Source organism: Albidovulum denitrificans, from assembly GCF_002973535.1.
Lineage (GTDB): Bacteria > Pseudomonadota > Alphaproteobacteria > Rhodobacterales > Rhodobacteraceae > Albidovulum > Albidovulum denitrificans.
The window spans coordinates 954,878-973,733 of record NZ_PVEP01000001.1 but is presented as its reverse complement, the minus strand read 5'-3'; the positions used below and the strand labels follow the sequence as shown (position 1 = coordinate 973,733).

At 67.0% G+C, this 18,856-nt stretch carries 19 protein-coding genes; 17 read left to right on the top strand and 2 right to left on the bottom strand.

Annotated elements, in window-relative coordinates:
• Positions 1 to 446: 446 nt before the first annotated feature.
• Genes mraZ through LX70_RS04705 form a run of 9 tightly spaced genes read left to right on the top strand, consistent with a single transcriptional unit; the run spans position 447 to position 9,458 of the window.
• Positions 447 to 950: a division/cell wall cluster transcriptional repressor MraZ gene (gene mraZ / locus LX70_RS04745; protein ID WP_105513331.1), complete on the top strand. Its 504-nt coding sequence runs from the start codon at positions 447 to 449 to the stop codon at positions 948 to 950.
• Between the two features lie 3 nt (positions 951 to 953).
• A complete protein-coding gene (gene rsmH / locus LX70_RS04740; RefSeq protein WP_105513330.1) occupies positions 954 to 1,949 on the top strand; it encodes a 16S rRNA (cytosine(1402)-N(4))-methyltransferase RsmH in 996 nt (331 codons plus the stop codon).
• Positions 1,949 to 2,308, top strand: coding sequence for a cell division protein FtsL (gene ftsL, locus LX70_RS04735; RefSeq protein ID WP_105513329.1), 360 nt, complete (start codon positions 1,949 to 1,951; stop codon positions 2,306 to 2,308). The genes rsmH and ftsL overlap by 1 nt, the downstream gene beginning before the upstream one ends.
• Positions 2,305 to 4,086, top strand: a complete 1,782-nt coding sequence (locus tag LX70_RS04730) for a peptidoglycan D,D-transpeptidase FtsI family protein (RefSeq protein WP_105513328.1) — start codon at positions 2,305 to 2,307, stop codon at positions 4,084 to 4,086. Before ftsL ends, LX70_RS04730 begins: the two co-directional genes overlap by 4 nt.
• A gap of 29 nt (positions 4,087 to 4,115) precedes the next feature.
• Complete coding sequence (locus tag LX70_RS04725) at positions 4,116 to 5,597, top strand: UDP-N-acetylmuramoyl-L-alanyl-D-glutamate--2,6-diaminopimelate ligase (protein WP_105513327.1); 1,482 nt, start codon at positions 4,116 to 4,118, stop codon at positions 5,595 to 5,597.
• Positions 5,597 to 7,045 carry a UDP-N-acetylmuramoyl-tripeptide--D-alanyl-D-alanine ligase gene (locus LX70_RS04720; RefSeq protein ID WP_105513326.1) on the top strand — a complete coding sequence of 483 codons (1,449 nt, stop codon included), beginning with the start codon at positions 5,597 to 5,599 and terminating at the stop codon, positions 7,043 to 7,045. The genes LX70_RS04725 and LX70_RS04720 overlap by 1 nt, the downstream gene beginning before the upstream one ends.
• Positions 7,046 to 8,128: a phospho-N-acetylmuramoyl-pentapeptide-transferase gene (mraY, locus tag LX70_RS04715; RefSeq protein ID WP_105513325.1), complete on the top strand. Its 1,083-nt coding sequence runs from the start codon at positions 7,046 to 7,048 to the stop codon at positions 8,126 to 8,128.
• Positions 8,128 to 8,790: a DUF2161 domain-containing phosphodiesterase gene (locus tag LX70_RS04710; protein ID WP_170076117.1), complete on the top strand. Its 663-nt coding sequence runs from the start codon at positions 8,128 to 8,130 to the stop codon at positions 8,788 to 8,790. Before mraY ends, LX70_RS04710 begins: the two co-directional genes overlap by 1 nt.
• On the top strand, positions 8,787 to 9,458 hold the full coding sequence (locus LX70_RS04705; protein ID WP_105513323.1) for an SDR family NAD(P)-dependent oxidoreductase: 672 nt from the start codon (positions 8,787 to 8,789) through the stop codon (positions 9,456 to 9,458). Before LX70_RS04710 ends, LX70_RS04705 begins: the two co-directional genes overlap by 4 nt.
• Position 9,459: 1 nt before the next feature.
• On the opposite strand, the gene LX70_RS04700 is transcribed toward LX70_RS04705, so the two are convergent.
• A complete protein-coding gene (locus LX70_RS04700; protein WP_105513322.1) occupies positions 9,460 to 9,888 on the bottom strand; it encodes an FKBP-type peptidyl-prolyl cis-trans isomerase in 429 nt (142 codons plus the stop codon).
• A gap of 170 nt (positions 9,889 to 10,058) precedes the next feature.
• Between LX70_RS04700 and murD the strand changes: the two genes are divergently transcribed.
• From murD to LX70_RS04680, 4 genes are all read left to right on the top strand, one after another.
• Complete coding sequence (murD, locus tag LX70_RS04695; RefSeq protein ID WP_105513608.1) at positions 10,059 to 11,456, top strand: UDP-N-acetylmuramoyl-L-alanine--D-glutamate ligase; 1,398 nt, start codon at positions 10,059 to 10,061, stop codon at positions 11,454 to 11,456.
• Positions 11,457 to 11,541: 85 nt separating this feature from the next.
• Complete coding sequence (locus LX70_RS04690) at positions 11,542 to 12,330, top strand: alpha/beta hydrolase (protein ID WP_105513321.1); 789 nt, start codon at positions 11,542 to 11,544, stop codon at positions 12,328 to 12,330.
• A gap of 97 nt (positions 12,331 to 12,427) precedes the next feature.
• On the top strand, positions 12,428 to 12,853 hold the full coding sequence (locus LX70_RS04685) for a MerR family transcriptional regulator (protein WP_105513320.1): 426 nt from the start codon (positions 12,428 to 12,430) through the stop codon (positions 12,851 to 12,853).
• Positions 12,792 to 13,190, top strand: coding sequence for a carboxymuconolactone decarboxylase family protein (locus LX70_RS04680; protein ID WP_105513319.1), 399 nt, complete (start codon positions 12,792 to 12,794; stop codon positions 13,188 to 13,190). The genes LX70_RS04685 and LX70_RS04680 overlap by 62 nt, the downstream gene beginning before the upstream one ends.
• Before the next feature lie 42 nt (positions 13,191 to 13,232).
• On the opposite strand, the gene LX70_RS04675 is transcribed toward LX70_RS04680, so the two are convergent.
• Entirely contained in the window at positions 13,233 to 14,060 is an 828-nt protein-coding gene (locus LX70_RS04675; RefSeq protein ID WP_105513318.1) for an N-acyl homoserine lactonase family protein, read from the bottom strand.
• A 134-nt stretch (positions 14,061 to 14,194) separates the two neighbouring features.
• Between LX70_RS04675 and LX70_RS04670 the strand changes: the two genes are divergently transcribed.
• From LX70_RS04670 to murC, 4 genes are all read left to right on the top strand, one after another.
• A complete protein-coding gene (locus LX70_RS04670) occupies positions 14,195 to 15,070 on the top strand; it encodes a helix-turn-helix domain-containing protein (protein ID WP_105513317.1) in 876 nt (291 codons plus the stop codon).
• Between the two features lie 107 nt (positions 15,071 to 15,177).
• On the top strand, positions 15,178 to 16,344 hold the full coding sequence (locus tag LX70_RS04665) for a peptidoglycan glycosyltransferase FtsW (RefSeq protein WP_105513316.1): 1,167 nt from the start codon (positions 15,178 to 15,180) through the stop codon (positions 16,342 to 16,344).
• Positions 16,345 to 17,439 (top strand): UDP-N-acetylglucosamine--N-acetylmuramyl-(pentapeptide) pyrophosphoryl-undecaprenol N-acetylglucosamine transferase, encoded by a 1,095-nt coding sequence (locus LX70_RS04660; RefSeq protein WP_105513315.1) that lies wholly within the window; start codon positions 16,345 to 16,347, stop codon positions 17,437 to 17,439. It begins immediately after the preceding gene.
• Positions 17,440 to 18,855, top strand: a complete 1,416-nt coding sequence (gene murC, locus LX70_RS04655) for a UDP-N-acetylmuramate--L-alanine ligase (protein WP_105513314.1) — start codon at positions 17,440 to 17,442, stop codon at positions 18,853 to 18,855.
• Position 18,856: the final 1 nt, after the last annotated feature.

Here is an 18,856-nt window from a genome sequence, read left to right as displayed (position 1 = left end):
AGATTTTACCCTTATATTGTGCGATCTCTCCGTCCGTTCCGCTACATTTATGAATTTTGGCGTCGCAATCGCCCCCAAATGCTGTTTCTGAAGGGGTCTCGAAGCCCCATCTTGTGCCTTGGTGGGGTGGATTCCTGTTGCTTCCCGTAAAATCCCATGGCAAACAGGGTTCACCGATGAGGACGGGCACGAACGGGCGCAAAGACCCATAAGGCAAGTCAGGTTTCATACAGGCACCCGCTTTCATCGAACCAAGAGATCCGGCGCGCAAGCGAGCAGACATCCCCCCAGGTGGCATGCGCAGCCGGACAGACCCAGAGATGGGAACGAGGGCGGCGGATCGGGCAGTGGCAGCAGCCCGATCCGCCGTTGTCGTTCCAGGGTCTCGGGTCCGCAAGGCAGCGGTAAATTCCGGGGGGAGGGGACAGTGACGGGAGCGCGGGCCAGTGGCACGCAGGTTCAGAGGCTCGGAGACATTCAAGGTAGACGCGAAAGGTCGCGTCTCCATTCCGGCCGCCTTCCGTCGTGTCATCGAAGCCTCTGACCCCGACTGGAAAGAAGGCCTTCGCCCCAACATCGTCATCGTCTACGGCCCCGAAAGCCAGAACTGGCTCGACGTCTTCTCGATGGAGGCGGTGTTCGAGATGGATGAGCAGATCGGCATGATGCAGCGCGGCTCTCCCGAACGTCTGATGAACGAGGAACTGATGTATGGTCAGTCCTTCGAGGCGCAGATCGACGATGACGGCCGCCTGACCATCCCGCAGAAATACCGCGACAAGATCGGCCTGAAGGGCGAGGCGTTCTTTATCTCCGCCGGTGACTATTTCCGTATCTGGACGCCCGAGGCCTATGACGCCAAGGCCGCCCGTCGCAGCGCGAAGCTGGCCGATCAGTACCCCGAGGACTTCGATCCCAGAAGCCTCCTGCCAGCCCTGCCGAAAGGGTAAGCCATGGCTGCCGCCGCTGCCCGCGCAACCCCGACCGACCCCCATATCCCTGTCCTGCTCGGGCCGCTTCTTCAGGCGGTCGCGCCGGTGTCCGGCACCTGGGTGGATGGCACCTTTGGCGCGGGCGGCTATGCGCGCGGCTTGCTGGCTGCCGGGGCCGGTACCGTGATCGGGATCGACCGCGACCCGACGGTCTTTCGCATGGCAAGGGGTTGGGCGGCGGATTATGGCGACCGGCTGCGGCTGGTCGAAGGTACGTTTTCCGATCTCGATACCCTCGCGGGCGAACCGGTGGATGGTGTCGTCCTCGACCTTGGCGTGTCGTCGATGCAGTTGGATCAGGCAGAGCGCGGGTTTTCCTTCCAGAAAGACGGCCCGCTGGACATGCGCATGTCCGATAGCGGGCCGACGGCGGCGGATTTCGTCAACACCGCTTCGGAAGCCGAGATTGCCGATGTCCTCTTTCACTATGGCGAGGAACGCGCCGCGCGCCGTATCGCCCGCGCCATCGTCGCGGGGCGCCCCTTTGCCCGCACGCTTGATCTTGTGCAGGTCATCGAACGCTGCCTGCCGCGCCCGAAGCCGGGGCAAAGTCATCCCGCCACGCGGAGCTTTCAGGCGATCCGTATCGCCGTGAATGACGAATTCGGGCAGTTGGCCGAGGGGCTTGAGGCCGCGGAACGGGCGCTGAAACCCGGTGGGCAACTGGCCGTCGTGACCTTCCATTCGCTTGAAGACCGGATCGTGAAGCGGTTTTTCCAACACCGTTCGGGGGCCGAGGGGCAGGGCAGCCGCTACGCCCCCGCCCGCGTGCAGGAGGCGCCGGCCTTCACGCTCAAAACCCGCCGCGCCGTCGGCCCGGATGAGGCGGAGCTGGCCGCCAATCCCCGCGCGCGGTCCGCGAAACTGCGTGTCGGCGTCCGCACCGACGCACCCGCCGGGCGTGCCGACCGTGCCGCGCTTGGCCTGCCGAAACCGGCCCTGGGAGGGCGATCCTGATGCGTAACCTGATGCTTTTCCTTTCGGCCGTCGCGGTCATGGGCCTGGCTTTCTGGGCCTACCGGGAAAACTACCGGACCCAGGCGGAGATTTCGCAGGTCAAGGCGCTTCAGGCCGAGATAAGGCAGTTGAAGGAATCGCTTTCCATGCTGAACGCGGAGTGGGCCTATCTGAACCGCCCCGACCGGCTGCGTGAACTGGCGGACCTGAACTTCCCCCGTCTGGGCCTTCTTCCGCTGAACCCTGAACAGTTCGGCGATGTGGCGGCGATCACCTATCCCGATATCGTCCTGCCGCCGATCACCAACCCGATCGAAACCGCGGCCGCGGCCGCGCTTGCCGAAGGGGGCGTGCAATGACCCGTATCCCGCTGCGCCCGCTGGCCCGTATCCTGTCCGCCCGCGCCAAGGGCGAGAACCCCGATGTGATCGAGCGTGAGAATATCCGCCAGCGCCATGAAGAGATGCGCGACCGGTCCCGCGCCATGGCCGAAGGGCGGTTGCTCTTGCTCTGCGGTGCATTTCTTGCGGTCTTCGGCGTCGTCGCGGCGCAGATGGGTTTTCTGGCGGCGAGCGAGCCCGCCGAGCCCGTCAGCGCCCAGTCCGGGTCGGCCATCGTCGCCCAGCGGGCCGACATCGTCGACCGTGAGGGGCGCATTCTGGCCACCAACCTCGTCACCCATTCGCTTTACGCCCAGCCGCCGCAGATGGTCGACCCTGTCGGTTCCGCCGAAAAGCTGGCGGCGATCTTTCCCGACCTGGATGCAGAGCGGTTGAAGAAGGACTTTACCGGCAAGCGCAAGTTTCTGTGGGTGAAAAAGAAAATCTCCCCCGAGCAGATGCAGCTCGTGCATGAGATCGGCGATCCCGGCCTTCTCTTCGGCCCGCGTGAGATGCGGCTTTACCCGAACGGTGCCATCGCCTCGCACGTCCTTGGCGGGGCGAGTTTCGGCCGCGAAGGCGTGCGGTCGGCCGAGGTGGTGGGGACGGCGGGGGTGGAAAAGACCTTCGACACCTGGCTGCGCGACCCCGCCAATGGTGGCGCCCCGCTGCAACTGTCGCTGGACTTGACCGTGCAATCGACGGTGGAGGATGTGCTTTACGGCGGCATGAAGCTTATGAACGCCAAGGCGGCGTCCGCCATCCTGATGGATGTCCATACGGGTGAGGTGGTGGCCATGGCCTCGCTGCCCGATTTCGACCCCAACACCCGTCCCGCGCCGCTTCTGAAGGGCAATCCCGGCGACAGCCCGCTGTTCAACCGCGCGGTGCAGGGGGTGTATGAGCTTGGGTCGACCTTCAAGGTCTTCGCCGTCGCGCAGGCGCTGGAACTGGGGCTTGTGAACCCCGATACGCTGGTCGATACCCAAAGTCCGATGGTCTGGGGCAAGTACCGCATCCGTGATTTCCATAACTACGGCAAGCAGTTGACCGTGTCGGACGTGATCGTGAAATCCTCCAATATCGGGACGGCGCATATCGCCCTGATGCTGGGGGGGGAGAGGCAGCAGCAATTCCTGAAATCGCTGGGCCTTTTCGATCCGACCGCGGTCGAACTGGCCGAGGCGCCGACGGGCCGCCCGCTGCTGCCCAAGCGCTGGTCCGAGATTTCGACGATGACCATCTCTTACGGCCACGGCCTGTCGGCCAGCCCGCTGCATCTTGCCGCCGCCTATGCGACGATTGCCAATGGCGGGACGCGGATCACGCCGACGCTGCTGAAGACCGACCGGCGCCAGGAGGGGGAGCGGGTCATCTCCGAAGGCACGTCGCGCGAGATCCTCGACATGATGCGCGCGGTCGTGTCGCGCGGCACGGCCAGCTTTGGCGAGGTGCAGGGCTATTCCGTCGGCGGCAAGACCGGCACGGCGGACAAGGCCAAGCCGACGGGGGGCTATTACAAGGACAAGGTGATCGCCACCTTCGCCTCGGTCTTCCCGACCACGGCGCCGAAATATGTGTTGATCGTCTCGCTCGACGAGCCGGTGGAAACCTCGGGCGACGAGCCGCGCCGCACGGCGGGCTGGACCGCCGTTCCGGTGGGGGCAGAGATCATCCGGCGCGCCGCCCCCCTTCTGGGATTGCGGCCGGAACTTGAACAGCTCTCGCAGGCTGAAGTAATACGCGTTCGCAATTGACGGGCGCCGGGGCGCCAGGGGGGCGCGACATGGCGGCAGAGACGAAATCGCTGGCGGAGCTGGGGCTGACCGCCCAGTCCGGGCGCGAGGCGCGCATCACCGGCCTCGCGGTCGACAGCCGTCAGGTCAAGCCCGGCCATCTTTTCGCGGCGCTGCCGGGGTCGAAGGTCCATGGCGGCGAATTCATCCAGTATGCGCTGCGGATGGAGGCGGCCGCGATCCTGACCGACCGCGAGGGGGCGGCGATCGCGAAGGCCGAACTGGCCGCTTCCGACGCCGCGCTGGTCCTGGCAGAGGACCCGCGTCAGGCGCTGGCCTATGCTGCCGCGCTATGGTTCGGGCGTCAGCCGGAAACGATGGTGGCGGTCACCGGCACTTCGGGCAAGACCTCGGTCGCGACGTTCACACGCCAGATCTGGCAGGCGCTGGGCCGACCCGCGGCCAATCTCGGCACCATGGGGGTTCTGGGCGATTTCACCGCGCCGCTCGCCCATACCACGCCGGAACCCATCACCCTCCACCGTCTCTTGCGCGACATGGCCGATGCGGGCATCACCCATGCGGCGATGGAGGCATCGTCGCACGGGCTTGATCAGGGGCGGCTTGACGGGGTGGAGCTGACGGCTGCGGCGTTTACGAATTTCAGCCAGGACCATCTCGATTACCACGCCAATTTCGACGATTATTTCGCCGCCAAGGCGGGGCTTTTCGACCGTGTCCTGCCCGAGGACGGCACCGCCGTCATCAACGTGGATGAACCGCGCGGCCGCCAGATGGCCGCGATTGCCGAAGACCGGGGCCAGACCCTTCTGACCGTGGGCCGCGATGCCGCCGCCGATCTGCGCATCACCGGCCAGCGTTTCGACGCCACCGGACAGGACCTGCGCTTCAGCTATCAGGGCGGTGCCTATCTGGCGCGTCTGGCCCTGATCGGCGGCTTTCAGGCCGAAAACGTGCTGGCCGCCGCCGGTCTTGCCATCGCGGCGGGGGAGGAGCCGGAGGCGGTCTTTGCCACGCTCCACGGGTTGACCACGGTGCGCGGGCGGATGGAGCTTGCCGCAAAACGCGACAACGGCGCGACGGTCTTTGTCGACTATTCCCACAAGCCCGGCGCGCTGGCCTCGGCCCTGCAATCGCTGCGCCCGCATGTCCTTGGCCGGATCGTCGTCGTCTTCGGTGCGGGCGGCGACCGCGACCGGCTGAAACGCCCGCTGATGGGCGAGGCGGCGGCGGCCTTTGCCGATGTCGTCATCGTGACCGACGACAATCCCCGCAGCGAGGACCCGGCGGCGATCCGCGCCGAGGTGATGAAGGGCTGCCCCGAGGCGACGGAAATCGGCGACCGCGCCGAGGCGATCCTGCGCGGCGTCGATGCGCTTCTGCCCGGCGATGCGCTTCTGATCGCGGGCAAGGGGCATGAAACGGGGCAGATCATCGGCTCCGACGTCTATCCTTTCGACGATGCCGAACAGGCCAGCGTTGCCGTGGCGGCCCTTGAGGGGCGGATCTGATGGCGGCGCTCTGGACCTCAGGCGACGCGGTGGCCGCGACGGGGGGGCGGGTCACGCGGGCCTTCGAGGCGACGGGCCTGTCCATCGACACGCGGACGTTGCAACCGGGTGATTTGTTCGTCGCGTTGAAGGATGTGCGCGACGGCCATGACTTCGTCGCCGACGCGCTGCGGAAGGGGGCTGCGGGGGCGCTGGTTTCGCGTATGCCCGAAGGCTGCACCGAGGGTGATCCGCTGCTGATCGTTCCCGATGTGCTGGAGGGCCTTGTCGCCCTTGGCCGCGCGGGCCGGGCGCGGAGCGGGGCAAAGGTCGTCGCCGTCACCGGATCGGTCGGCAAGACATCGACCAAGGAAATGCTGCGTGCCGTGCTGGCCGGGCAGGGCCGGGTCCACGCGGCCGAGGCGAGCTTCAACAACCACTGGGGCGTGCCGATCACGCTGGCGCGGATGCCCGCCGATGCCGACTATGCGGTGATCGAGATCGGCATGAACCACCCCGGAGAGATTGCGCCGCTGGCGGCCGTTGCCCGCCCGCATGTCGCGATGATCACCACCGTCGCCGCCGCCCATCTTGAGGCGTTCGAGAATGTCGAGGGGATCGCCCGCGAAAAGGCCGCGATCTTCGGCGGGCTGGAAGCGGAGGGCATCGCGGTCGTCCCCTCGGGTCTCGACGTGACCCCGATCCTGCGCGCGGCTGCCGAAGAGGCCGGGGCGACGGTCCTGACCTTCGGCGGGGCCGAGGGCGACGACTACCGCGCGACCGGGATTACGCTCGCGCAGGACCGCACCGTGGTGCGCGCCACCCGCAAGGGGGAACCGATCCTCTTCAAGGTCCAGACGGCGGGCCGCCATTTCGCGATGAACGCGCTGGGCGTGCTGGCGGTGGCCGATGCGCTGGGCGTCGATCCGGCGGTCGCGGCCTGCGATCTTGGCCAATGGGCGCCCCCGGCCGGGCGTGGCGCGCGCGAGAGGATCTATCTCGACATCGTGGATGAGGGGCTGAGCTTCGATCTGATCGACGACGCCTTCAACGCCAACCCCGCCTCCATGGCCGCCGCGCTGGATGTGCTGGCGGCGGCGGAACCGCGCAACGGCATCGGCCGCATCCTCGAAGGCCGCCGGGTCGCGGTTCTGGGCGACATGCTGGAGCTTGGCCCGGACGAGGCAGCGCTTCATGCCGCCATCGCCACCCATCCCGCCATGGCCACCATCCACACCGTCCATTGCGTCGGCCCGCGAATGCGCGCGCTGTGGGAGGCGTTGCCCCCCCGCAAGCGCGGCGACTGGCGCGAGACGGCGAAGGAAATGGCCGAGGCCGCCCATCACATCGCCGATGCAGGCGATGTCGTGCTGATCAAGGGCTCAAAAGGCTCGAAAGTCAGCATTGTGGTTGACGCGCTGAAGAAACTGGGACAACCGGGCGCCGGCGCCGTACAGGGGACAGAGTAGATGCTTTACTGGCTTTCGGGCCTCGCCGAGGGCGGGGACATTTTCAACCTGTTCCGCTACATCACCTTCCGCGCGGGCGCGGCGTTCTTCACCGCGCTGCTCTTCGGCTTCTTCTTCGGCAGGCCGCTTATCAACTTCCTGCGCCGCAAGCAGAAGAAGGGCCAGCCGATCCGCGATGACGGGCCTGAGACGCATTTTACCAAGGCCGGGACGCCCACCATGGGCGGACTGCTGATCCTTTCGGCGCTTCTGGTGTCCACGCTTCTCTGGGCGCGTCTCGACAGCCCCTATATCTGGATCGTGCTGTTCGTGACCTACGGGTTCGGCCTGATCGGCTTTGCCGACGACTATGCCAAGGTGACCAAGCAGAACACGCGCGGGGTATCCTCGCGGGTGCGGCTTCTGATCGGCCTTGTGATCGCGGCCATCGCCGGGGCGGCGGCGGCTTATGTCCATCCGGCGGAACTGACCAACCAGCTTGCGCTGCCGGTCTTCAAGAACGTGCTGGTCAACCTCGGCTTTGTCTTCGTGCCTTTCGCGGTGATCGTCATCGTGGGCGCCGCCAATGCGGTGAACCTGACCGATGGGCTTGACGGGCTGGCGGTGATGCCGGTGATGATCGCGGCGGCCACCTTCGGGATCATCGCCTATTTCGTCGGCAACATTAACTTCTCCGACTATCTCGGCCTGCATTACGTTCCCGGAACGGGGGAGATCCTTGTCTTCACCGCCGCGCTGATCGGCGGCGGCCTTGGGTTCCTGTGGTACAACGCACCGCCCGCCGCCGTCTTCATGGGCGATACCGGGTCGCTGGCGCTGGGCGGCGCGCTGGGCGCCATCGCGGTCGTGACCAAGCATGAGATCGTCCTGGCCATCGTCGGCGGCCTCTTCGTGGTTGAGGCGCTGAGTGTCATCATCCAGGTCGCCTATTTCAAGCGCACCGGAAAGCGGGTCTTCCTGATGGCGCCGATCCACCATCACTTCGAAAAGAAGGGCTGGGGAGAAGCGCAGATCGTGATCCGGTTCTGGATCATCTCGCTGATCCTCGCGCTGATCGGGTTGGCGACGCTGAAAGTGCGGTGATGCGCGAGGCCGACCTCTACGCGCCCGTCAAGGCGCATCTGGAGGCGCAGGGCTATGACGTCAAGGCCGAGATCGGCGATTGCGACGTCCTTGCCCGGCGGGGGGAGGAGCCGCCGGTGGTGGTGGAAATGAAGCTGACCTTCTCGCTCGCGCTTGTCATGCAGGGCGTGGCGCGGCAGACGATGTTCGACCATGTCTATCTCGCCGTGCCGGTCTCGTCCGAGCGCGGCTGGAAGCTGCGCTACCGCGATATTCTCCGTCTCTGCCGCCGGCTTGGGTTGGGCCTTCTGGCGGTGAAGCCCGGCGATCCCGGCGCGGTCGAGGCGCATCTCGATCCCGGACCCTATGCGCCACGGCGTAATGCCGTGAAGGCCGGGCGTCTGGTGCGGGAGTTCGACCGGCGTGTGGGCGATCCGAATACCGGCGGCACCACCGGGATGGTGCGGATGACCGCCTACCGGCAGGAGGCGCTGCGCTGTGCTGCCCATCTTGGCGCCCACGGGCCTTCGAAAGCGGCAGACGTCGCGGCGGCAAGCGGGGTGGCGCGGGCCGGTCGAATACTCAACGACGACCACTACGGCTGGTTCGAGAGGGTCGATCGCGGTATCTACGCGCTGACGCCCAAAGGCACCGCCGCGACGACGGGAGAAACCCCGAGATGACCCGCCCGCTTCACCCCACGGCCCTTGTCACCGGGGCCAATCGCGGCATCGGGCGCGCCATCGCGGCGGGGCTGATCGCCAAGGGCTGCCGGGTGACCATCGGCGCGCGTGACCGCGCTTTGGGGCAGGCGGCAGCGGCGGAGCTTGGCTGCGACTGGGTGCATCTCGACCTTGAAGAGCCTGACAGCTATTTCGCCGCCATGACGCGGGCGGGCGGGGTCGACATCCTCGTCAATAATGCGGGCGTTCTTGGCCATGCCTCGCTTCTGGCGCCCGACAGCGATTTCGACCGGGCGATGCAGGTGATGGTCAACGCGCCGCTTGACCTGATCCGCCTGAACCTGCCGCATTGGCGGGACAGCGGCTGGGGCCGGATCGTCAACCTGTCTTCCGACTGGGGCAGCTTTGCCGCCGGTTTGGGCGGGCCGGGTGCCTATGGTGTCGCCAAGGCATCGCTGAACGCGCTGACCAAGGCGCTGCCGCGCGACCTGCCGAAGGGTGTCAAGGTCAACGCGATGTGTCCGGGCTGGGTCGCGACGCGGATGGGCGGCGCAAGCGCGCCCCGCAGCCCGGAGGAGGGCGCGGCTACCGCCCTCTGGCTTGCGCTTCTGCCCGAGGACGGGCCGACCGGCGGCTTCTTTCGCGACCGCCGGCCGATCGACTGGTAGCTCAGGCGATCTCCACCACCTCGAAATCGAAGGTCAGGTCCTTGCCCGCAAGCGGGTGATTGGCGTCAAGCGTGACGGTGTCGGCCGTCACCTCGGCCACGGTCACGTTGACCGTCTGGCCCTGCGGGGTGCGCATCTGAAGCCCGGTTCCGACCTCAAGCGGGATCTCCGCCGGGATCTGGTCGCGCGGGATCGCCTGCATCGCGCCGTCCTGCCGCTGGCCATAGGCGTCGTCGGCGGCAATCGTCACGGTCTTCTTCTCGCCCACCTGCATGCCGGGCAATTCACGGTCGAGACCGGGGATGATCTGGCCCGAGCCGACGGTGAATTCCAGCGGCGCGCGGCCTTGGGAGCTGTCGAATGTGGTGCCGTCGGCCAGGGTGCCGGTATAATGAATACGCACGGTATCGCCGGATTTGACTTCGGTCATGGCGTCCTTTCGGGATATGTCGGGGTGAATTCTGAGGCCGCGCCTGGCGCGGGTACTCGCGTGGGCGCAAGGGTAGAGGGCATTCCCCCAAGGGTAAACCCCGCGATTTGCCCGGCCTTGCGGGGCCGGGGCGCAGCGGGCATTGTCCGGGCGCATTCGCGGGGGTGAAGATGATTCCGGTTCAGGGCTTTTCCGGTCAGAAGGTGGCGGTTCTGGGACTTGGCCGGTCGGGCCTTGCCACCGCGCGCGCGCTTGCGGCGGGCGGGGCCGAGCCCTGTCTTTGGGACGACAGCCCCGAGGCGCGCGACAATGCCGCCGCCCAGGGCTTTGCGCTGACCGATCTGACGCGGTCCGATGCCTGGCATGGTGTCGCCGCGCTGATCGTGTCTCCCGGCATCCCGCATCTTTACCCTGAGCCGAACAAGCTGATCGCCCGCGCGATGGAGGCGGGCGTGCCGGTCGACAACGACATCGGGCTGTTCTTCCGGTCCTGGGCGACGCCCGACTGGGAAAAGATGGAGCGCACGCCGAAGGTGGTCGCCGTCACCGGATCGAACGGCAAGTCCACCACGACCGCCCTGATCCACCACATCCTGAAGGAGGCCGGTCGCCCGACCCAGATGGCGGGCAATATCGGGCGCGGGGTGCTGGACATCGAACCGGGGCAGGACGGTGAAGTGGTGGTGCTGGAACTGTCCTCCTACCAGACAGAGCTTGCCCGCGCGCTCACGCCCGACATCGCCGTCTTCACCAACCTCTCGCCCGACCACCTTGACCGCCATGGCGGCAAGGGCGGATATTTCGCCGCCAAGCGCAGGCTCTTTGCCGAGGGCGGGCCGGACCGCGCGGTGATCGGCGTCGATGAGGTCGAAGGTCGGTTCCTCGCCAACCAGATGGCCGAGGGGGCGGCGGACGACCGGGTGATCCGCATCTCCTCGGGTCAGAAGCTTGACGGCGAGGGCTGGTCGGTCTTCGCGCGCAAGGGGTTCCTTGCCGAATGGCGCAAGGGGCGGCAGGTGGCCGCCATCGACCTGCGTGAGGTCGGCGGTCTTCCGGGCGCGCACAACCACCAGAACGCCTGCGCCGCCTATGCTGCCGCGCGGACGCTGGGCCTTGCCCCGAAAGAGATCGAGAAGGCGCTGCACAGCTTCGCAGGCCTGCCCCATCGCAGCCAGTTGGTCGGCGAACGCGGCGGGGTGCGCTTTGTCAATGACAGCAAGGCCACCAATGTTGACAGCGCCGCCAAGGCGCTTCAGGCCTTCCCGAAGATCCGCTGGATCGCCGGGGGGCTGGGCAAGGATGGCGGCATCGCCGGGCTGGTGCCTTACCTGAATTCGGTCGTGAAGGCCTATCTCATCGGCCATTCGGCGCGCGATTTCGCGCTGGAACTGGGCCAGACCCCGCATGAGATCTGCGAAACGATGGAACGCGCCGTCGCCCGCGCGGCCGAGGAGGCCGAGGCGGGAGAGGTCGTGCTGCTGGCCCCGGCGGCGGCCTCGTTCGATCAGTACCCGAATTTCGAGAAACGGGGGGAGGATTTTACCGCGCTGGTGCAGGCGTTGCCGTAAGGGGCGCGCGCCGCCCCGCGTTGTGATCCGGCGCGCCCCGTGCAATAAGCGGCCCACATCCCAAACGACCGAGATTGGCCCCCGCGTGATAGAGCCGATTACACTCTCCTACGCCACCCACCCGACCCGCCGTGGCCCCAGGGAACTTTTCGCGGACCTTTACCTGCCCGAGGGGCAGGAGAAGCCTGCCGACCTTATCACCTGGATGCATGCGGGCGGGTTCCGCACCGGCAATCGCAGCCACCCGTCGCATGCCAAGGCCGCGAACCTTTTCGCCGAGCATGGCTATGCGATGGCCTTCATCGACTACCGCCTTGCCCGCCCGCCCGCGATCCTCGCCCCCGGCACCGAGGCGCGGCTTGAGGAGCTGATCGCCGACGCCACCTCTGGCGGGATCGAGATGAATGAAACCTTCTTCGGCCCGCGCCCCCTGGGCGTGGTCGAGGATTGCTGCGCCTTCCTGCGCTTCATCGCCGGGGCGGCCGAGGACCATGGCCTGTCCGGCCGGATGATTCTGGGCGGCAGTTCCGCCGGGGCGATTTCCGCGCTGAACACGCTTTATCTGCCAAAGCATCTGGGGCTGGACCGGCCCGAGATCGCGACGGTCTTTTCCTTCTCCGGCGGCTTCGCCTATCCGTCCTTCGTCCACGACACCGGCGCGCGCATTCTGGCGCTGCATTCGGAACTGGACGACCGGGTGCCGATCTCCTCGATCCGGCGACTGGCGGAGCAGGCAGGCGATCCGGTTGTCCTGATCGAAAGCATCGAGAACAAGCATGGCGAGTTGACCCTGTCGGCGCGCGAACCGCTTGCCGTCGCCGTCAAACGCTGCGTCGCCTTCGACCGCGCGGACGATCCGCTCAGCATCTTCTGAAGGGCCGGGGGCGGGGGCGATTGCGCCCGGCAGGCCCCTTGACTTCGAGCGCGCTCAAAGCCGTAGGGTCCCCTGCGTCGTGACGGGAGACAGGCAGATGAAGATCGGACAACTCGCCAGGCGCAGCGGATTATCGGCCCATACGCTCAGGTATTATGAGCGGATCGGGCTTTTGCCGCGCGCGGATCGCGACGGGTCCGGGCAGCGCGACTACGACGCCTCGATCCTGATCTGGATCGAGTTTCTTCGGCGGCTCAAGACCACGGGAATGCCGATCCGCGAGATGCTGCGCTATGCGGCGCTGCGCGAGCGCGGACCGGCAACCGGCGCCGAACGCCGCGCGCTTCTTGAGGCGCATCGCGAAACGGTGCGCGCCCATGTGGCCGAGCTTCAGGCCTGTCTCCTCGTCCTCGACAGCAAGATCGGCGGCTATGCCGATGCGGAACAGAGGATCGAAGAAAATGACGCAACAGAACGACACCACGACGGAAAGCAGGCTGGACCGCGGGCGGAGGGCGCTTGACGCCATTGACGGGGCGGCGGGGCGCAGCGTGATTGACGCGCTGGACGGTATCGCGCCGGATTTCGCGACCTATCTGTTCGAGTTTCCCTTTGGCGACATCTATTCCCGCCCCGGCCTTGCCCTGCGTGACCGGGAAATCGCGACCATCGCCGCGCTGGCCGCGATGGGAACCGCCGCGCCGCAGTTGAAAGTTCATATCGAGGCGGGGCTGAATGTCGGCCTGTCGCGGACCGAGATTACCGAGATCCTGATGCAGATGGCGGTCTATGCCGGGTTCCCGGCGGCGCTGAACGGTCTTTTCGCCGCGAAGGAGGTCTTTGCCGCGCGGGCAGATTGACCGGGGACGGCCGGGCGCGCCGTAACGCACCCGGCCTTGCCCTTACTTCGCGCTTTGCGGGAAAGCGGGCAGTTTCGCGATGTCCGCGGCGTCATGCTGGATCACCAGCGTCGCGTTCAGGTTCGCCGCCACCTCTTCCAGCCGCGCCATGGAGGCAAGGCTTTCGGCGCGGCTCATGTTGAAGGCGGGCACGCTTTTCGCTCCGATCTGTTCGTGGAAATGCACGACGTCGCCCGACAGCAGCACCGGCCCGGTCTTTTCCAGCCGCACCAGAAGCGCCATTTCCCCCTCGGTATGGCCGGGCATGGACAGCATCGTGACGCTGCCGTCGCCGAAGATGTCCCGGTCGCCGGTCACCACCTCAACAGCGCCATTGCCGGTGCGCCAATGGTTCAGCGTCGCGGGATCGAAGCCGAAGGGTGGCGGGGTTTCCTCCATCGCCGCAAGGTCGGGCTGGCCGATCATCAGCGTGGCCTGCGGGAAGGTCGCCGCCTGGCCGGTATGGTCGAAATGGCCGTGGCTGATGCCGATGCGGCCGATCCGGTCCGGCGTCACCCCGATGTCCGCCAGTTGCGCGGGTAGGTCGCGCGTCAGCGTCGCGGACATCGGCGCCTCCGGGTCGGTCGGGGCGTTCAGAAGCGCCAGCGGCAGGCCGGTATCCCACAGCAGGTAATCGCCGTCATGACGGATCAGGTAGCAACTGTTCGTCAGGGTCTTCGGCGCGGGCCGATAGGCGAAATTGTCGGAAAAGGCGTTCATGTCCTTCACCGCGATGGTGCCGCAATCAAGCCGCCAAAGCTCGGTCTCGGCGGCCTGCGTGGCGCCGGATGACAGCGCGGCGATCAGCAGGGCGGGGGGAAGCAGTTTCATGTAAGTCTCCTGTTTCGGTTCGATGACACTGGGATGGGGGCGCGGGCGGAAAGGGCCGGAATGGCGCAGCTTTGCGCCCGAAACGCTCAGTTTCGACCTGTCGCGGACCTGTGGCGCGGCGTAAGCTTGCGCCCATGAACCTGCATCCCGACTTTCAGGCCGACACCCTGCGGCGCGCCTTGCTCGACCGGCTTTTCGGCCAGATGCGCGGCCTTGGGCTGCCCCGCGCGGGCGGTTTCCACCCGCAGGGCGACCAGCTTTTCACCTATTGCGCGGTTGAACGCGAACGGCTCGCGGCCACGACGCTTGACCATCCGCTGATCGGCATCGTCCTGCGTGGCCGCAAGGAGGTGTGGATTGGCGATGCGGGCGAAACCCTTCTGCCGGGGACGCTGTTCAGCCTGCCGAAGGGGGTGCGGATGGACATCGTCAACATCCCCTCGGAAGGCGGTGTCTATGAATCGCTGATCTTCGAGATTGCGGGCCTGCCGCCCGGCATCGGGACTTTGCCGCAAGGGCGTGGCCGCTCCGCTTCGCTGGCCCTGCGCCTGACCGGCGATCTGGTCGAGGCGGTGGCCCATGCCGCGACGGCCATCGCCGCCACACCCGCGCGCGGTGACATCAAGGCGCTGCGGCTGGCCGAGATGCTGGCGCTGATGCAGGCCGACCCGGCCGCGCGGCATATCTTCACCCGCGATCTGGCCGAGGACCTCGCCTGGCGGATTGCGGCCCGGCCCGATCACGGCTGGACGGTGGCAGAGGCCGCGCGGGAGATGGGGCTGGGCGCCTCGACCCTGCGGCGGCGGCTGGCTGAGGCGGGGACCGGTTTTCGCGACATCGTGACCGGGGCGCGCATGGCCGCCGCACGGCGGCTGATCGAAGGCGGCGCGGCGGCGGGGGAGGCGGCCGGGGCGGCGGGATATGCCTCGCGCTCCCATTTCGCGCGGCGCTACCGGGCGGCCCATGGCAGGCTGCCAAGCGGCCGCGAGACGCGCAAGGACCCGCTTTAGCACCCCGGCAAAGGCGATCTTTTCCTAGCACCGCGCCGTGATCCGCGTTACACTTCGCCCCAGACCCGGCAAACGGGCATGTACGAGGCAGTAAGAGCGGTAATCCAATGACGGAAATGGTGTTCGGCACCGTCCCCGTGCGCGCGGGCGAACCTGTCCTTCCCCGGTGGTGGCGGACGATTGACCGCTGGTCGCTGGCGGGCGTTCTGGTGCTTTTCGGGGTGGGACTTCTGCTTGGCCTCGCGGCCTCGGTCCCGCTGGCCGAAAAGAACGGGCTGCCGCCCTTCCACTACGTCACCCGTCAGGCCTTCTTCGGCGGCGTCGGCATGGTGGTGATGCTGGTGATTTCCATGATGTCGCCCGACATGGTGCGGCGGATGGGGGTGATCGGCTTTCTCGGCGCCTTCGCGGCATTGGCCTTGCTGCCCGTGTTTGGCACCGATTTCGGCAAGGGGGCTGTGCGCTGGTATTCGCTGGGCTTCGCGAGCTTTCAGCCGTCGGAATTCCTCAAGCCCTGTTTCGTCATCATCTGCGCCTGGCTGATGGCGGCGGCGCAGGAAATCAACGGCCCTCCCGGTCGGCTCTATTCCTTCTTCCTGGCCGTCACCGTCGTGCTTTTCCTCGCCTTTCAGCCCGATTTCGGGCAGGCGAGCCTGATCCTGTTTGCCTGGGGCGTGATGTATTTCGTCGCCGGTGCGCCGATCACGCTATTGACCGTGATCGGCGGCATCGTCGTGGCGGGGGGAATCGCTGCCTATGACGCCTCGGAACATTTCGCGCGGCGGATCGACGGCTTCCTCGCCTCGGAGGTCGATCCCCGGACCCAGATCGGCTACGCAACCGACGCGATCCAGTCGGGCGGTTTCTTCGGTGTCGGCGTGGGCGAGGGGACGGTGAAATGGTCGCTGCCGGACGCGCATACCGATTTCATCATCGCCGTCGCGGCCGAGGAATACGGGCTGATCCTCGTCCTCTTCATCATCGCGCTTTATGCCCTTGTGACCGGGCGATCTTTGCTCCGGCTGATGAAGGAGCGTGACCCCTTCACTCGTCTTGCAGGCACCGGCCTTGCCTGCGCCTTCGGCGTTCAGGCGTTGATCAACATGGGCGTCGCGGTGCGCCTTTTGCCCGCCAAGGGGATGACGCTGCCTTTCGTCAGCTATGGCGGGTCGTCCGTCATCGCCAGCGGGATCGCGCTTGGCATGTTGCTGGCGCTGACGCGGTCGCGGCCGCAGGGGCGGCTGCATGACATCCTTATCAAGCGGGGCAGGTAGGTGGCGGCCCCGCTTCTCCTGATCGCGGCGGGGGGGACCGGCGGGCATATGTTTCCCGCCCAGGCCCTTGCCGAAATGATGGTCGCGGGCGGCTGGCGGGTGAAGCTGTCGACCGACGCGCGGGGCGCGCGCTATGCGGGCGGCTTTCCGAAAGAGGTGGCGGTGGAAGAGGTCGCCTCGGCCACATTCGCGCGGGGCGGGCTGGCGGCGAAGGCGCTGGTGCCGTTGCGCATCGCGGGCGGGGTGCTGGGCGCGATGCTGGCGATGCGGCGCGACCGTCCGGCGGCGGTGGTGGGCTTTGGCGGTTACCCGACGATCCCGGCGCTGTCGGCGGCGACGATCCTGCGCATCCCGCGGATGATCCACGAACAGAACGGCGTGCTGGGGCGGGTGAACAGGCTTTTCGCCCCCCGCGTCGATGCCATCGCCTGCGGCACCTGGCCGACCGACCTGCCCGAGGGCGTCACCGGCACCTTCACCGGCAATCCGGTCCGCGCCGCGATCCTGGAACGCGCGGGCGCGCCCTATATCCCGCCGGGCGATTACCCGATGAGCGTGCTTGTCATCGGCGGCAGTCAGGGCGCGCGCATCCTGTCGGACGTGGTCCCCGCCGCGCTGGCCGCGCTGCCCGAGGCGCTTCGCGCCAATGTCCGCGTCGCCCATCAGGCCCGCGCCGAGGATCAGGGCCGCGTCATCGCCGCCTATGCCGAGGCGGGGATCCGCGCCGAGGTTGAACCCTTCTTCGCCGATGTCCCCCGTCGCCTGAGCGAGGCGCAACTGGTGATCTCGCGCTCCGGTGCCTCTTCGGTCGCCGATATCTCCATCGTCGGGCGGCCCGCGATCCTGATCCCCTTCGCCGCCGCCGCCGGCGACCATCAGACCGCCAATGCCCGTGGTCTGGTCGAGGCGGAGGCAGCCGTCCTGATCCCGGAATCGCGCCTTGACGTCGCCACGCTCGCGGGGCATGTCGCCGCGATCCTTGAAAATCCGGCGGCGGCGACGCGCATGGCGCAGTCGGCGCTTGGCTACGGAAACCCGGACGCGACCGACCGCCTTGTCGAGATGGTCCTGACCCTGACCGAAAGAAAGACCTGAATGAACGCCGCCACCAAACTGCCCGGAGAGCTTGGCCCCATCCATTTCGTCGGTATCGGCGGCATCGGCATGTCCGGCATCGCTGAGGTGCTGATCACGCTCGGCTACCGCGTGCAGGGGTCGGATGCGAAGGCCTCGAAGATCACCGACCGGCTGGTGAAGCTGGGCGCGACCTTCTTCGAAGGGCAAAAGGCGGAAAATATCGGTGAAGAGGTCGGCGTCGTCGTCATCTCCTCTGCCATCAAGCCGGGCAACCCGGAGCTGGAAGAGGCCCGCAAGCGCGGGCTTCCCGTCGTGCGGCGGGCCGAGATGCTGGCCGAACTGATGCGGCTGCGTTCGAACGTCGCCATCGCCGGGACGCATGGCAAGACCACCACGACGACGATGGTGGCCACGCTTCTGGACAAGGGCGGCTTTGACCCGACCGTCATCAATGGCGGCATCATCCATGCCTATGGCTCGAACGCCCGTGCCGGGGCGGGGGAATGGATGGTGGTCGAGGCAGATGAAAGCGACGGCAGCTTCAACCGCCTGCCCGCGACCATCGCCATCGTGACCAATATTGACCCCGAGCATATGGAGCATTGGGGGACGATCGAGAACCTGCGCAAGGGGTTTTACGATTTCGTCACCAACATCCCCTTCTACGGCCTCGCCGTCTGCTGCACCGATCACCCGGAGGTTCAGGCGCTGGTCGGCCGCATCACCGACCGCCGGGTCGTCACCTTCGGCTTCAACACCCAGGCCGACGTGCGGGCGGTCAACCTGACATACAAGGGCGGGGTGGCGCATTTCGACATCGTGCTGGCGGCCGAGGATCAGGTGATCGAGGGCTGCGCCCTGCCGATGCCGGGGGATCACAACGTCTCGAACGCGCTGGCCGCCGTTGCGGTTGCCCGCCACCTCGGCATGAAGAAGGATGAAATCCGCGACGCGCTGGCCAATTTCGGCGGCGTCAACCGGCGCTTTACCAAGGTGGGCGAGGTTCTGGGCGGCGTGACGATCATCGACGATTACGGCCACCACCCGGTTGAGATCGCAGCGGTGCTGAAGGCCGCACGTCAGGCGGTGGAGGATCGCCCCGGCGCCCGCGTCATCGCCTGCCACCAGCCGCATCGCTACAGCCGCCTGTCCAACCTGTTCGAGGATTTCTGCACCTGTTTCAATGAGGCCGACGTGGTCGCCATCGCCGAGGTCTATGCCGCAGGCGAGGACCCGATCCCCGGTGCCTCGCGTGACGACCTGGTGGCCGGCCTGATCCGCCACGGCCACCGCCATGTGCGCGCGATCCTTGATGAGGCCGACCTGGGGCGGCTGGTCCGGGAACAGGCGCGGCCCGGAGATATCGTGGTCTGCCTTGGCGCAGGCACCATATCGGCCTGGGCCAACGCGCTGCCGGAGCGGCTGGGGGCATAGG

Bases quoted from the DNA above. Each gene is read 5' to 3' on its own strand.
- LX70_RS04685 (WP_105513320.1), top strand. From the start codon at position 12,428: ATGAAGATCGGACAACTCGCCAGGCGCAGCGGATTATCGGCCCATACG.
- LX70_RS04665 (WP_105513316.1), top strand. From the start codon at position 15,178: ATGACGGAAATGGTGTTCGGCACCGTCCCCGTGCGCGCGGGCGAACCT.
- LX70_RS04710 (WP_170076117.1), top strand. From the start codon at position 8,128: ATGCGCGAGGCCGACCTCTACGCGCCCGTCAAGGCGCATCTGGAGGCG.
- murC (WP_105513314.1), top strand. From the start codon at position 17,440: ATGAACGCCGCCACCAAACTGCCCGGAGAGCTTGGCCCCATCCATTTC.
- LX70_RS04720 (WP_105513326.1), top strand. From the start codon at position 5,597: ATGGCGGCGCTCTGGACCTCAGGCGACGCGGTGGCCGCGACGGGGGGG.
- LX70_RS04670 (WP_105513317.1), top strand. From the start codon at position 14,195: ATGAACCTGCATCCCGACTTTCAGGCCGACACCCTGCGGCGCGCCTTG.
- LX70_RS04675 (WP_105513318.1), bottom strand. From the start codon at position 14,060: ATGAAACTGCTTCCCCCCGCCCTGCTGATCGCCGCGCTGTCATCCGGC.
- LX70_RS04730 (WP_105513328.1), top strand. From the start codon at position 2,305: ATGACCCGTATCCCGCTGCGCCCGCTGGCCCGTATCCTGTCCGCCCGC.
- murD (WP_105513608.1), top strand. From the start codon at position 10,059: ATGATTCCGGTTCAGGGCTTTTCCGGTCAGAAGGTGGCGGTTCTGGGA.
- LX70_RS04725 (WP_105513327.1), top strand. From the start codon at position 4,116: ATGGCGGCAGAGACGAAATCGCTGGCGGAGCTGGGGCTGACCGCCCAG.
- LX70_RS04680 (WP_105513319.1), top strand. From the start codon at position 12,792: ATGACGCAACAGAACGACACCACGACGGAAAGCAGGCTGGACCGCGGG.
- LX70_RS04700 (WP_105513322.1), bottom strand. From the start codon at position 9,888: ATGACCGAAGTCAAATCCGGCGATACCGTGCGTATTCATTATACCGGC.
- ftsL (WP_105513329.1), top strand. From the start codon at position 1,949: ATGCGTAACCTGATGCTTTTCCTTTCGGCCGTCGCGGTCATGGGCCTG.
- rsmH (WP_105513330.1), top strand. From the start codon at position 954: ATGGCTGCCGCCGCTGCCCGCGCAACCCCGACCGACCCCCATATCCCT.
- LX70_RS04705 (WP_105513323.1), top strand. From the start codon at position 8,787: ATGACCCGCCCGCTTCACCCCACGGCCCTTGTCACCGGGGCCAATCGC.
- mraY (WP_105513325.1), top strand. From the start codon at position 7,046: ATGCTTTACTGGCTTTCGGGCCTCGCCGAGGGCGGGGACATTTTCAAC.